The 13,643-nt window shown below is 54.0% G+C and carries 9 protein-coding genes and 3 pseudogenes; 9 read left to right on the forward strand and 3 right to left on the reverse strand.

Annotated elements, in window-relative coordinates:
• The first annotated feature begins 47 nt into the window (after nt 1-47).
• The 3 genes from ACR3ES_RS24085 (at nt 48) to ACR3ES_RS24095 (ending at nt 3,425) form a co-directional block, all read left to right on the forward strand.
• A complete protein-coding gene (locus tag ACR3ES_RS24085) occupies nt 48-938 on the forward strand; it encodes a LysR family transcriptional regulator (RefSeq protein WP_480425839.1) in 891 nt (296 codons plus the stop codon).
• 195 nt (nt 939-1,133) lie between these two features.
• Nucleotides 1,134-3,014 (forward strand): DNA mismatch repair endonuclease MutL, encoded by a 1,881-nt coding sequence (mutL, locus tag ACR3ES_RS24090; RefSeq protein ID WP_480425841.1) that lies wholly within the window; start codon nt 1,134-1,136, stop codon nt 3,012-3,014.
• A gap of 120 nt (nt 3,015-3,134) precedes the next feature.
• Nucleotides 3,135-3,425, forward strand: a complete 291-nt coding sequence (locus ACR3ES_RS24095) for a shikimate kinase (RefSeq protein WP_480425843.1) — start codon at nt 3,135-3,137, stop codon at nt 3,423-3,425.
• Here ACR3ES_RS24095 and ACR3ES_RS24100 read toward each other — a convergent pair.
• A protein-coding gene (locus ACR3ES_RS24100) for an IS3 family transposase (RefSeq protein ID WP_480424262.1) occupies nt 3,343-4,472 on the reverse strand; the annotation gives its coding sequence in 2 pieces (ribosomal slippage) (nt 3,343-4,229 and nt 4,229-4,472; 1,131 coding nt in all). The genes ACR3ES_RS24095 and ACR3ES_RS24100 overlap by 83 nt on opposite strands.
• Before the next feature lie 29 nt (nt 4,473-4,501).
• Between ACR3ES_RS24100 and ACR3ES_RS24105 the strand changes: the two genes are divergently transcribed.
• The 3 genes and pseudogenes from ACR3ES_RS24105 (at nt 4,502) to ACR3ES_RS24115 (ending at nt 7,215) form a co-directional block, all read left to right on the forward strand.
• Nucleotides 4,502-4,963: an integrase core domain-containing protein gene (locus ACR3ES_RS24105; protein ID WP_480425959.1), complete on the forward strand. Its 462-nt coding sequence runs from the start codon at nt 4,502-4,504 to the stop codon at nt 4,961-4,963.
• Between the two features lie 44 nt (nt 4,964-5,007).
• Nucleotides 5,008-6,035: pseudogene (locus ACR3ES_RS24110) on the forward strand (Tn3 family transposase).
• Between the two features lie 71 nt (nt 6,036-6,106).
• A pseudogene (locus tag ACR3ES_RS24115) lies at nt 6,107-7,215 on the forward strand (IS110 family RNA-guided transposase).
• 504 nt (nt 7,216-7,719) lie between these two features.
• On the opposite strand, the gene ACR3ES_RS24120 reads toward ACR3ES_RS24115, so the two are convergent.
• A complete protein-coding gene (locus ACR3ES_RS24120) occupies nt 7,720-7,872 on the reverse strand; it encodes a DUF7255 family protein (protein ID WP_480425845.1) in 153 nt (50 codons plus the stop codon).
• A 544-nt stretch (nt 7,873-8,416) separates the two neighbouring features.
• Here ACR3ES_RS24120 and ACR3ES_RS24125 point away from each other — a divergent pair.
• From ACR3ES_RS24125 to ACR3ES_RS24135, 3 genes are all read left to right on the forward strand, one after another.
• Nucleotides 8,417-9,337 (forward strand): porin, encoded by a 921-nt coding sequence (locus ACR3ES_RS24125; protein WP_480425847.1) that lies wholly within the window; start codon nt 8,417-8,419, stop codon nt 9,335-9,337.
• A 500-nt stretch (nt 9,338-9,837) separates the two neighbouring features.
• Complete coding sequence (locus ACR3ES_RS24130; protein WP_480425849.1) at nt 9,838-10,029, forward strand: hypothetical protein; 192 nt, start codon at nt 9,838-9,840, stop codon at nt 10,027-10,029.
• 320 nt (nt 10,030-10,349) lie between these two features.
• The gene (locus tag ACR3ES_RS24135) at nt 10,350-11,747 is read left to right on the forward strand and encodes an IS1182 family transposase (protein ID WP_480425851.1); all 1,398 of its coding nucleotides are present in this window, start codon (nt 10,350-10,352) and stop codon (nt 11,745-11,747) included.
• On the opposite strand, the pseudogene ACR3ES_RS24140 reads toward ACR3ES_RS24135, so the two are convergent.
• Nucleotides 11,731-12,848 (reverse strand): annotated as a pseudogene (locus ACR3ES_RS24140) (IS3 family transposase). The gene ACR3ES_RS24135 and the pseudogene ACR3ES_RS24140 sit on opposite strands and share 17 nt — an antisense overlap.
• Nucleotides 12,849-13,643 lie beyond the last annotated feature (795 nt).

Here is a 13,643-nt window from a genome sequence, read left to right on the forward strand (position 1 = left end):
GTGCGAGTCTTTCATTGGCTATGCCAACGAGAGAGCGTACAGAATCCATGGAAATGCATCAAATTCGATATTTCATGGCAGTTGTTGAATATCGAAACTTCACTCTTGCAGCACAAGCCGAAAACGTTTCTCAACCCTCGCTCACAACAGCCATCCGGAAGCTGGAAGACGAGTTGGGCGGCAAGCTGTTTTTACGCGATCGTGCCGGAAGTCGTTTGACGCCGCTAGGTGAAGTCATTTACCCGTACTTAAAGGAAGTGTTGCAGAAAACTCAAAAAGTGATGGTAGATGCCAAACGTCACGTTCGTCTCGAAGGTGTTCCCATCAGTGTGGGAGTTGGTGAAGGACTCGGGTTGGTCAGAATAGCAGACGCGGTAACGCGGCATCAGGCGTGGGCACCGGGAGTTAATTTCGAGGTCATAGTCGACAAACAAAACGCCCTATTAGACGGTCTTCGGGAAGGTCGTTTTGATATCGCAATAACTAAGGCCGATGCTGCATCCGAACTCTACAAGGTGGAGCCGCTCTATAGCGAAGACTTCCGTGTTGTTGTTGCTTCTGCACATCCACTCAGCCAGTGTGAAAGCATAAACCTGGGCGAATTGGTGGGTGACGATGCGCTGGCCAGTTTTGATCGTGATATGCGTGAAGTCTTGTTTGGTTCCTGCACAGATCGTGAAAACACCATGAGCTTTACCCATCGCTCCAACCGGGCTGAGTGGATTCTGGAGTTGGTGCGATTGGGGAAGGGATTTGTGATCTTACCCGAGACGGCAATCCCAAGGAGCGAGGAATTTGTCTCACTGACCATCGAGGATGTCGACTTTAAGCGCGACGTCGTTGCGCTTCGGTACATCCACCAGGCTGCACGCCCCGAGATGCGGGGTTTCACTCAAGAACTGGCGAGGAATAAGCCCGCTCTTGAGGATGCTGTGTGATTACCTTTTGTAATTGCCCGCATCGCCCAATTGGTGCGCCGCTTCTGGATTGTCTGACGTCACGATCCAGCCCCCTGTCGGAATCTACCCCTGTCTTGGACAAACGATTGCCACAGTTCCTCTTTTGTTCTACTTTGTTCTACAACGTTCCAAGATTGGAATTTCGTGAATTGCAATTTTGCAGGAGCCTTCGAGATGATCAGTGAAAGTATCGAATCCAAAGTTGCCCCACGTATCCAGCAACTCGATGATGCAGCGATAAACCGTATCGCTGCCGGCGAAGTGGTCGAGCGCCCGGCGTCGGCTGTGAAGGAACTGGTCGAGAACGCGATCGATGCGATGGCGACCCGGATTACAATCGATATTGCTGACGGCGGCAAAACACTGATCCGTGTCACTGACGATGGGTACGGAATACCGGCCGAGGATCTGCCGTTAGCCTTGGCTCGTCATGCAACGTCCAAGATTGACGGATCCGACTTACTAAACATTAACACCTTTGGGTTTCGTGGAGAGGCTCTGCCTTCTCTTGGAGCCGTGGGGCGTCTGACAATCACAAGTCGTGTGGCAGATGGAGAAGCAGCCTCAATTCACATTTCTGGCGGAAGCATGGAAGCTGTAAAGCCCGCGGCCCTACGCACCGGCACAGTTGTGGAACTCCGTGATCTGTTCTTTGCAACCCCAGCACGCCTGAAGTTCATGCGTACTGATCGTGCAGAGGCACAAGCGATTTCAGATGTTGTTAAGCGGCTCTCCATGACCGAACCCTCAATTACGTTTGTCTTGCGAGACGTGTCTGGTGGAGGCGAGGGACGTGTTGTCTTCCGGGCAGATCGTGAGAGTGGTGACTTGTTTGACGCACTGCACGCCAGACTTGCGAAGGTGCTGGGCAAAGACTTCGCGGACAACGCATTGCGGATCGATGCGACACGAGATGGACTTCGGCTTTATGGGTATGCGGCTCTTCCAACATATTCCCGAGGTGCCGCAGTTGCGCAATTCCTTTTCGTCAACGGTCGACCGGTACGTGACAAGATGTTGATAGGGGCGCTTCGGGCGGCTTATTCTGATTTTCTAAGTCGCGATCGCCACCCCGCTGCGGCACTCTTCATAGACTGCGACCCCACCCTGGTGGACGTCAACGTTCATCCTGCGAAATCTGAGGTTCGGTTCCGCGACCCCGGTGTGGCCCGTGGATTGATCGTTTCGGCTTTGAAGCATTCTCTGGCTGATGCAGGGCATAGGGCGTCAACCACTGTTTCTGATGCAACACTGGGTGCAATGAGACCAGAACCAATTAGGTCTGGCCCAGCCCGAGTCTATCAAATGGATCGGCCATCCAAAGCGGCGCGGACGGCGGCATTCCAGGCTCAAGCTCCCGCGTTTGAAGTCCTTGCCAATGAGCTGAGTGGAAACACTCCGGAGCGCAGCGTTCAAGAAAGTTCTCCCGCATCTGAGCCAGCACCTATCCAAGAAGCTGAAGTGCAAACAGAAAGCCTTCCGCTTGGTGCTGCTCGCGGGCAGGTGCATGAAAACTATATTATCGCGCAGACATCTGATGGCATGGTGATCGTGGATCAACATGCGGCACATGAAAGACTGGTTTACGAAAAACTTAAACACCAGATGGCGAAAGATGGCATCGCAGCCCAAGCGCTTTTGATTCCGGAGATCGTGGAGCTTTCGGAGGAAGATTGCTCTCGACTGATGGAAGTGGCCGAGGAGCTCAGTGGTGTGGGATTGACCATCGAACAATTTGGGGGAAGCGCCATCGCTGTGCGAGAGACACCTGCTATTTTGGGTGAAGTCGATGCACGTTCCTTACTTCTCGACGTTTTGGACGAACTCTCAGACCAGGGTGAAAGCCAAATCGTACAAGCTAAGATCGACGCGATCCTGAGCCGTGTTGCTTGTCACGGATCTATTCGATCGGGGCGTTGGATGCGCGCAGAAGAAATGAACGCTCTGCTACGTGAAATGGAGGCAACGCCTCATTCCGGCCAATGCAACCATGGGCGACCGACCTATGTGGAATTGAAACTTGCCGATATTGAAAAACTCTTCGGCAGAACTTGAAAACCTCAATGGGTTCACAGTCTCTTACAGTTCAGTTTCCAGACATTTGTATCATTTGAATAATGCGTGCTCTGCCTGCTTACAGTGGTGTTGTGTTTGGCTGATGAGCACCAAAACACCATGCGTGTAGGATCACGCCACGTCTTCATCATTGGCCCAGGAGGGATCGGCAAAACTTCCTCGGGCCCATTCCTTTCACGCTTCCTCAAGCGTCCGTTTGTTGATCTGGACGCCGAGTTCATGGCCCGCGTCGGGTATATTGGAACTTTCATTGACACACATGGCTACGCTGGACCTGTCGCGTTTTTGTGCCGCTCCAAGTGCTCGTTTAAACCACTTTCCGTTCGAAGGCGACGGGACTTTTCCAGCCCAGTGCTGAGTGTCGGCGGCGCGGATTGTAGAAGCCGTTGATGTATTCGAAGATGGCCGCTTCAGCCTGCCGTCGGGTTTGCCATGACCGCCGCCAGATCAGCTCAGCTTTGATCGTTTTGAAGAAGGTCTCGACGGCGGCGTTATCATAGCAATTGCCTTTGCCGCTCATCGACACTTTGAAGTCATGTTGGCGCAGGATCTTCTGATAATCGTGGGAACAGTATTGGCTGCCACGATCCGTGTGGTGGATGCAGTCCTTCGGTGGTGATCTGAAGGCGATAGCCATTCTCAGCGCCCTGATGGCCAGGTCTCGCTTCATCCGATTGCTAACAGCCCAGCCAATCACACGGCGGGAATGCAAGTCCAGAATGACGGCGAGATAAAGCCAGCCTTCACGGGTCCAGACATAGCTGATGTCACCAGCCCATGTCTTGTTCGGCTGATCCGCTGTGAAGTCCCGATCCAGTAGGTTGGGCGCGATATTGAACTTGTGATCGCTGTCTGTCGTGACCTTGTGCTTGCGTGTTCTCAACACGGATATGCCGTTCTGGCGCATCAGGCGACCAACGCGACGATGCCCCACAGCCAAACCAATTTCCTTCAACTCTTCAGTCATGCGCGGCCTGCCATAGCTGCCCAAACTGAGGCGTGACTGTTCTTTGATATGCGCCAGCGTGACCAGATCAGACCGCTGTCTGCGACTGGCAGGGCGGCTGCGGAAGGCACGCAGACCGCGTGCGCTGACACCGACGACATCGCATAACCGGTTGGCTGGAAAGCTGGCTCTGTGTTCTTCGATAAACCTAAATCTCATTGCTTTAGGCCCGCGAAGAACTGGGTGGCCTTTTTTAGGATTTCCCTCTCCTCCTTGAGGAGCCGGATCTCCCGTCGAAGTCGCTCATTCTCTTGAGCGAGGCTCAAATCCTCTTTGGAAACCACGTCTGTATCTCGGTGCGCTGTGATCCATTTGTTCAGCGTGGACATCCCGACACCTAGATCATCAGCCACCTGCTTGCGTGTTAGCCCACTGGTCAATGCGATACGCACCGCATCTTGCCGGAATTCGGCCGTCCGTTTCAGTCCCATAGTCAGTCTCCTTTGCTGCAGTAGATGCTATCAAAGGAGCGGCATCAAACCGTGACAGGTCCAGCTACAAGATGCTGACGGTGCTGGATGAGTATACCCGTGAGGCGCTCTGCGTAGCGGTCAAGCCGAAGATGAACAGCGCAGACGTGCTGGATGCGCTCTACCCACTCTTATTGCGGCACGGGAAGCCCGAACACATCCGTTCCGACAACGGCGCGGAGTTCATCGCAACGGCCCTGCAGACCTGGTTAAGAAAGGTGGGCATTAAGCCGATCCAAATCTACCCGGGATCACCTTGGGAGAATGGATACAACGAGCGCTTCAATGGCACTCTGCGCCGGGAAGTCCTCAACGCAGAATGGTTCCACACCACCAAACAGGCTCAGATCGTCATCAATACCTGGCTTAGACAGTACAATCGTGTCAGACCCCATCAGGCTCTAAACATGCGACCGCCCGTTCCAGAAACCTTGCTCAAAACTGGCCCATAGAATTGGGGCTGGACAGGGCCAGTAGCACGCATAGTTTTACTCAGTTGGCACGGCTCTCGAACTGGCATGTCGAAAGCGAGGCCATTAATCGGGCATTGGCCATCGTGATCGAAGCGCAGGCACAGCTACCAATGGCAAAATACTGGGGTGGCGGTGAAACCGCTTCCAGTGATGGGCAATTCTTCCCCACCACGCGACAGGGCGAGGCGATGAATTTGATCAATGCAAAATACGGTCATGAGCCGGGGTTGAAAGCCTATACCCATGTATCAGATCAATATGGCCCCTTTGCCACGCAGGTTATCCCTGCCACGGTGAACGAGGCCCATATATTTTAGATGGGTTGCTGATGAACCCAACGGGCAAACGGGTTAGGGAACAATATGCCGATACAGGCGGCTTCACTGATCTCGTATTTGCCGTTACTTCGCTGCTTGGCTACATGTTCATTCCGCGCATCAGGGATCTTCCCTCCAAGCGGCTTCATGTCTTTGATCGGCGCAGTGCCCCAAATGAGCTAAGGGGCTTGGTAGGTGACCGCATTTGCGAAAGCACAATCATAGCCAACTGGCCTGATGTTTTGCGCTGCATTGCGACGATGCTTTCGGGCAGGATGCAACCTAGTCAACTCCTGAAAAAACTGGCAGCGCGGCCACGGCAACATGATCTGGCCATTGCGCTGAGAGAAATTGGGCGCATCGAGCGCACATTGTTCATCATCGAATGGCTGCTCGACACAGACATGCAGCGACGCGCCCAAATCGGTCTCAACTAAGGTGAGGCGCATCACGCCCTGAAGAATGCCCTGCGGATCGGGCGGCAAGGAGAAATCAGAGATCGAACCACAGAAGGTCAACACTTTCGGATCGCAGGCCTCAATCTGCTGACCGCCATCATCATCTACTGGAATACCAGGCAACTTGGCATCGCGGTTGCGCAACGGAAAAACGCAGCGCTCGACACGCCAGAATACCTTCTCGCGCATGTCTCACCTCTCGGATGGGCGCATATTATTCTCACGGGAGAATATCGGTGGCGACAGATAAGGATCGAAAACGCTAAGACCAGATGAGTGTTTTGCGACGTGCGTGGTGCCCGTGTTTTTCTCGACGAACAGAAGAACGTTCGAAGGAGGAAATGCAAATGAACAAAACGCTTTATGTTGGCCTGGACATTCACAAAGATACAATTGCAGTCGCTGTTGCCGAAGACAGTCGCAGCGGTGAGATCAGATTTCACGGGATCGTCGTCAATTCGGCTGATGCGGTGCTACGTCTTACGAAGAGGCTTTCCAAGAACGGACACACTCCGTCTTTTTGCTATGAGGCTGGGCCGTGCGGCTATGGCTTGCACCGACACCTCACAAAGCTCGGGTTTGAATGCGCAGTTGTTTCGCCGTCGATGATCCCTCGCAAGGCCGGTGATCGGGTCAAGACAGATCGGCGAGACGCCGAGATGTTGGCCAGGCTTTGGCGTGCAGGTGAATTGACACCCATTTGGACGCCAGACGAGGAGCAGGAGGCCATGCGCGACCTGATCCGTACCCGCAAGCAGGCGATGGACGCCGTGAAGGTGTCGAAACAGCAATTGCTTAGCTTTCTGCTGCGTCATGGGCTTCGATACGAGAGTGGGGGCTATTGGAGGCAACGCCATCGCCGATGGCTTGCGGAACTGCGACGGTTCCGGTTTTCGTATCAACAACTGGCTTTTGAAGAGCTGAAGCGCGCCATCAACCAAGCAGAGGCCCGCGTTGCGACCCTAGATCAGGCCATCGAAGATGCGATCCCCGGCTGGTCCTTCGCTCCGGTTGTAGATGCGTTGCGTGCACTGCGTGGTGTCAACACCACAATTGCCGCAACCGTGGTTTCCGAGATTGGCGACATCACCCGCTTCAAAATCCACGTCAGTTGATGTCGTGGTTGGGTCTGGTGCCGAGCGAGCACTCTAGCGGATCCACAACACGCCGAGGGCGTCTAACCAAGGCTGGCAATGCATTGGCGCGAACGATGTTGATTGAGGCAGGTTGGTCGTACCGTCATCCGCCAAAAGAAGGTCATCCGTATCTGAAGCGGTCCGCGCATCTGCCGCAACAGATCAAGGATATCGGCTGGAAAGCGCAGACCCGCCTTTGCAAGCGGTATCGCGATCTCAGCCAAACCGGCAAACCGCAGCCACGGGTGTTGGCAGCAATTGCTCGGGAACTCGCCGGGTTCATCTGGGACATCGCTCGGAAAACACCTTTGGCCACCTGATCGAAATGCGCAGCCTGCCTGTGTAGTCCGCTGGAGATGACGGTCATGTGATAGGGAAATCCTCGGTACACCCTTTGGGACAAACATCCGATCTTAGAGAGAGGTCACCCGTATCGAATTTGGTCAGGCGGTATCCAGCCCGCGGATGAGAGTATGATAACCACCGGTTCGGCCCACCGTCTCCAGCGCCTACACAGGCTACATATTTTGACCATCCCACGCCAGTGGGGTAGTCTCATCGTGTCGAGAATTCCAAAAACGCTCATGAGAAAGGGGGATTTCGCCCCCTACCCAAATCGACCCCTACTTTGGAATAGCTTTCCGTTCAATAATTGCAACATTTGAATCGCATCGTAATTGTTTGAATTCTGAGGACGCCATGTTGACTATATTCATAGATTTAATCTATCGAAAGATAGCTCATATCAATTATTCTATAGGACACTAATATAGAGTGTAAATTAGAAAGTTAACGTTCAAGTTCTAGCGCGACAAATATGCTGCCTAAGGCGCTTCTAGGGTTATTCCCCGATAGCGATTGAAATGAAGTTGCTCATCTAGTCCAACCGCAATGCCTTCGAACTCTATGCCCCAAGACTTACAATGGTTAGCTGGAAACACATCTTCTATCCCGCCCAAGCTTGAATAGACCTCCATTATGGGGTCGATTACGGCTCAGTGCTAAATTGTACGTTGATAAAATAAGCTATTGAATAATATAGGTATTTTTCGACCAGTTTATGTAATGCTCTAAATTCTCGGACTTTTTAGGCTTTGAAATTAATTCAAAAAAATCCTTAGAGTGCTTTTTTGCACCGAGCCGTAATCGACCCCGCGAAGGGCGAAAAAGGCCGAGTTGCAGGCTGGCTTTCTCTAATCTTGTTTGCAAGTGCGCGAGCGTGAAACCGAGGGGTAACGCGCTCGCGCATCCTGACAAATCGTCTTTCCCCGATTTGTCTTTGCGGGGGAGTTGTGCTGAGCCCCGCATCGGCAGAAATAAACGAGTGCTTTAAATCTGACAAGGACAAAAGTGCTAAAGTCTGTTGCTGAATCACAACGTTCGCCTTTAATAAACGGATTTTAAATAGATGAGTTTTTAAATATACGGATTTTGTGTTGATCCGGTGCGTTTTAAAAGGCATTAACCACAGCGCACGGGGGGCCGTGCCGAAATACCAACCACAACAAACCGGGTGAAAACATGAAAAAGATTCTACTTACATCAACCGCGCTGATTGCGACCGCAAGCGTTGCAGCCGCCGAAGTGAAATTCGGAGGTTATGGCCGGTTTGGCTTGGGCTATGTCGAAGATCGAGGCGATACAGCCGATGACGTTATTTTGGTTTCACGCTTTCGCCTGAACATTGATGCCAAAACGGAAACCGACACCGGGGTTGAATTCTCGGCCCGTGTGAGACTGCAAGCTGACGAGGACGCCGACACCGGCGAACAAAAGGCTGCCGGTCTGAACGGCGCGCGTTTCTCAGTCATCTATGGCGGCCTGCGTGTTGATGCGGGTAACGTTGGGGGCGCAATCGACAACCTGGACAACTACTATGGAACCGAACCGGGTCTTGAAAGCTTCCTCGGCCAATATAGCGGAGTGGACTACGATTTCCTTGGCTATTCCTCTGACGGAGCTGGTTCAAACGCTGTGTTCTTCCAGTATGCAATCGGCGGCGGGGCGGTCAGCGCATCTTATGACCAGGGAGACCGGGACCGCTGGGACATCAGCGCGGCCTACACGTTCAACAACGTGACCGCAGCTTTGGCCTATGGTCAGACAGAGGCGCCGACCGATGGCGAAAAAGAAAGCCTGGTTGTTCTGACGCTGGGCGCAGAAGTGGGCGATGTCTCAGGCTCTCTGTTCATTGCAAACGATGATGTGGACAAAGAAGAAAGCGGCGTGGCCTACGGTTTGTCAGGTGCCTACAGTCTGGGCGCAGCAACCACGCTTCAATTCGCCTACGGTGATGGAGGAGCGGGCGCCCGTAACATTGGCGTTGGCGCAAAGTACGACCTGGGCGGCGGCGCATCGCTGCGCGGCGGAATCGGCCAGATCCAGAGCGGCGACGAGGACGGCCAGCTTCGCGCGGACCTAGGGGCGCAATTCGCTTTCTGAGTAAAAGTTAACCTGTTAACGTTGAGAGCGGGTCGTTTGGCCCGCTCTTTTTTTTGAGGAGCGAATATACCATTGCCATTTTTTGAGCGTGCAAGAGGCCCGGCGTGCGCGCAGAAATCAGGCAGAATTTGGCCCAACTGGCTCGAACGTGTGAAATCGAACATTTCTCGGGTCTGATGCCGGAGGGGGCAGGTCTGCAAGGGTGAGAAATCCACCACCGTGGTCAAGTTTGGTACGCTCCAAAAAGACGAAGAAACGGATCCGGTTTCCGGTGAAACCGATGTGCCCTCGTTGCGCAGTGGTTTGAGCAGCCTGCCAAGCCCAGGGAGTTTCTCTGCGACTTCCCCTAGTGGTCGAAAGTGAGCCCATGGACTAAGCCGCTGTCGCGGCAATGGCGCTTGTGGTTGGCGTTTGTATTGATACCAGATCTGGCTGCGTTTTGAGAGCTGCCAAACCTGTCTGACGATTGAGGTTTCTCAATCTGATGACAGGAGGATTTCATGACAGAGGAGAAGATGAGCCCGCTGCGTGCGCGGATGTTGGAGGATATTCACATCCGGGGGATGGGCGACAAAGCTCGGAAGTCGCACATTCGGGCGATCAAGGATTTCGCGAAGTTTCTGGCTCATTCGCCGGACACATTGATAAGGCCGCTTAGCGTTTTGATTATGTCGCGCTTGCCTGACCGTTAGCCGCGCACTGCAATGTATCTAGTGTTTTGGTCGCCCAATCTGTCAAAGGGGCTTGAGACGGAAACTCTGAGCCTTCCGTTTCCTGTGCATGAAAGCCTCCAGGCCAAACACCCTTACCGGTTCAAGGTCCGAAACGAGATAAGGTCGCGACCGCAAGTCTCGCGCTTTATCGGGTGGCTCAAGGACGAGGCCGCAAAAACTGAAACAGACATTCGTGCCAGGTGCAGCATCGGTTAAGTTGGGCTTATTTCGTTGAAAAACTCTTGGTTGATTGAGTGGTAAGTCGCTGATTCAATTCGTCCTGTAGGGAGGAATTGGCGATGATGGGACCGAGGCAGGAAGCGCAGGCGGCGTTGTTCTACGAGTTCTCGCTGGAAGATCATGTCCCGCAAGATCACCTGCTGCGCTCGATTGATCGGTTCGTCGATCTTGGCAGCATCCGGTCGCATCTGGCGGAGTTCTACAGCCATACTGGACGCCCCTCGGTTGACCCCGAGTTGCTTATCCGAATGCTACTCGTGGGCTACTGCTTCGGGATCCGGTCCGAGCGGCGGCTTTGTGAAGAGGTTCATCTGAACCTAGCCTATCGGTGGTTCTGTCGGCTCGATCTGAACGACCGTGTGCCGGATCATTCCACATTCTCGAAGAACCGGCATGGGCGGTTCCGCGAAAGCGAACTGCTGCGCTACCTGTTCGAGATGACCGTGGCACACAGCATTGAGGAAGGCCTCGTCAGCGGTCAGCGTATGGCCATCGATGCAAGCTTGATCGAAGCCGATGCCAACAAGCAGAACTCAACGCCGAAGGAAGAGTGGGACGCCTCAACCGTTGATCCGACCGACGCGCCCCGCGCCGTCCGCGAGTATCTCGACACGCTGGACGAGGCTGCGTTCGGCGCTGCCAGCGAGGTTCAGCCCAAGTTCACATCGCATTCCGATCCGGCGAGCCAATGGACCGCAGCCCGCAAAGGCCCTGCATTCTTTAGCTATTCCGACAACTACCTGATCGATACAGATCACGGAGTTATCATCGACGTCGAAGCCACCAGATCAATCCGTCAGGCTGAGGTCGGATCGACCAAGACCATGTTGAACCGAGTAAAGGAACGGTTCGATCTGCATCCGGAGAGACTAATCGCGGACACCGCCTATGGCACCGGCCCACTTCTGGGCTGGCTGGTTGATCGCAAGATTGCGCCGCATATCCCGGTGTTCGACAAGTCCGGTCGCAATGACGGCACCTGGACCCGCGCCGACTTCGAATGGGATGCTGAGAATGACCAATACATCTGTCCCGAAGGTCACGCCCTCAAGCAGTTCCGCCGCAACTACTCAGACCCCAACCGCGGTCCGACGGGCAAGGGCACCGCTCGCTATCGCGCTCTGAAAGAGGTCTGTCAGGTCTGCCCATCGAAAACCAAGTGCTGCCCCAACGCGGATGCCCGCAAGATCAGCCGCGAAGAAACAGAAGACGCCCGCCAGGTGGCTCGAGACATTGCCAAGACCCGCCAGTACGACATCTCAATGAAGCTCAGAAAGAAGGTGGAAATGCTCTTCGCCCACCTCAAACGCATTCTCGGCCTGGGTCGGCTCCGATTACGTGGCCCATGCGGCGCAAACGACGAATTCCTCCTCGCCGCCACCGCCCAGAACCTCCGCAAACTGGCCAAGATCTTTCCCGCACCGCTGTCCAGCCCCAATTCTATGGGCCAGTTTTGAGCAAGGTTTCTGGAACGGGCGGTCGCATGTTTAGAGCCTGATGGGGTCTGACACGATTGTACTGTCTAAGCCAGGTATTGATGACGATCTGAGCCTGTTTGGTGGTGTGGAACCATTCTGCGTTGAGGACTTCCCGGCGCAGAGTGCCATTGAAGCGCTCGTTGTATCCATTCTCCCAAGGTGATCCCGGGTAGATTTGGATCGGCTTAATGCCCACCTTTCTTAACCAGGTCTGCAGGGCCGTTGCGATGAACTCCGCGCCGTTGTCGGAACGGATGTGTTCGGGCTTCCCGTGCCGCAATAAGAGTGGGTAGAGCGCATCCAGCACGTCTGCGCTGTTCATCTTCGGCTTGACCGCTACGCAGAGCGCCTCACGGGTATACTCATCCAGCACCGTCAGCATCTTGTAGCTCTGTCCGTTGCTCAGCTTGTCGTGGACAAAGTCAATGCTCCAGATGTGATTGGGATGTTGCGGTCGGAGCCGGATGATCGAGCTGTCCTTGTGGTACAGCCGTTTGCGTTTCTTGTGCCGTTGTGGGAGCTGCAAGCCTTCTTCGCGCCATAGTCGTTCGATCTTTTTATGATTGACTGCCCAGCCTTCGACACGCAGCAGCTCGGCGACCTTGCGGTAGCCGTAGCGCCCATACCGTTTGGCCAATCGGATCATCGCCAGACGTAACGCCTCATCATCCTTTGGCGCTGCGCGGTATTGCAGCGTGCTCCGCGCCAATCCAATCACGCGACAGGTGCGCCGTTCAGAGGTTGCCAGCTTTTGTCGGGTGTGGACCACGGCCTGACGAAGCTGGTCTGCCGTCAGGCCTTTGGCTTTAGATAATCAAGGCTCTCCTTGAGAATGAGTTTGTCCAGTTCAAGCTCAGCCACGATTTTCTTGAGCCGATCATTCTCTTTCTGCAGCGCCTTCAGATTGGCCATCTCAGATCGTCCCATCCCACCAAACCGCTTGCGCCATGTGTAATAGGTCGCATCACTGACACCAGCCGTTCTGCACGCCGTCGCGACATCCGAACCAGATGCCAGGCCCAGCTCAATCTCGCGCAAAAGCCGCAGAATATCTTCGTCCGAATACCGTTTCCGCGCCATCAATCCCGTCTCCAAAACTAAGCCAACTGTGGCACAGTTTTAGGGGGCCAAGACAACGTAAAGCCTGATCAGAAAGGCACTCGCGCTCGGTTCAGCACACCACTTTCTGCGTCCGCAACACGTTGTTTTTCCACAGAATCGGCTCATATCCGACCCTCGCTGCGACAAGCCTGAATTGGTAGAATGAGCCGATTGTGTTGAAAAACTCAAAAATGCAAGAGGTTCGAGTTTTCTGCGAACCGGCGATCCGTCGATAAAGTCCAAAGCCAATATCGATGACAGTTGTTGAGATGCCCTCTGACGGCCAGAGTCAGATTTTGGCCGAACCCTAAGCTGAATAATCCTACCGGGCTTCTACGAGAAATTTTGGACTCGAATCTGCGCAAAATCGGAGTTTTTCAACAGTATCAGCCCGAAGCTGCCCTTGATCCCACTTCCGCCTTTCGCTCATGCAGCGGGCCGCAAACTGCGCAGAGCCGCCCTTGATGCGGTTCGAACCGACACTATGACTGCCTACAACTGCTGATGACCGCTCTGAGCCCATTTGGGGATAGCCATGGTTGGAATTGCCGCAACTGTGGCGCTGCTGTGGGTTTTGGCGCTCTTATAGGTCACACCCGATTTACGAAAGCTTGATAACTTGGTCGTTGATGTGCATTTGTGGTAACATCACGTAATGAAAGGGTACCAGCGCAATGCCTAAGAAGAGCAGTGCAACAGTGAGCCGAAATACCAGCTCCGGCAAATTCACAGTTCGCAAGAACGGTGGAACTGCGGCTGTTTACACATCTTCCA

This window comes from Ruegeria sp. B1, from assembly GCF_056535885.1.

What these genes read in the sequence shown, in the direction of transcription:
- ACR3ES_RS24085 (WP_480425839.1), top strand. Translation starts at nt 48, where the DNA reads ATGGAAATGCATCAAATTCGATATTTCATGGCAGTTGTTGAATATCGA.
- mutL (WP_480425841.1), top strand. Translation starts at nt 1,134, where the DNA reads ATGATCAGTGAAAGTATCGAATCCAAAGTTGCCCCACGTATCCAGCAA.
- ACR3ES_RS24095 (WP_480425843.1), top strand. Translation starts at nt 3,135, where the DNA reads ATGCGTGTAGGATCACGCCACGTCTTCATCATTGGCCCAGGAGGGATC.
- ACR3ES_RS24120 (WP_480425845.1), bottom strand. Translation starts at nt 7,872, where the DNA reads ATGGAGGTCTATTCAAGCTTGGGCGGGATAGAAGATGTGTTTCCAGCT.
- ACR3ES_RS24125 (WP_480425847.1), top strand. Translation starts at nt 8,417, where the DNA reads ATGAAAAAGATTCTACTTACATCAACCGCGCTGATTGCGACCGCAAGC.
- ACR3ES_RS24130 (WP_480425849.1), top strand. Translation starts at nt 9,838, where the DNA reads ATGACAGAGGAGAAGATGAGCCCGCTGCGTGCGCGGATGTTGGAGGAT.
- ACR3ES_RS24135 (WP_480425851.1), top strand. Translation starts at nt 10,350, where the DNA reads ATGATGGGACCGAGGCAGGAAGCGCAGGCGGCGTTGTTCTACGAGTTC.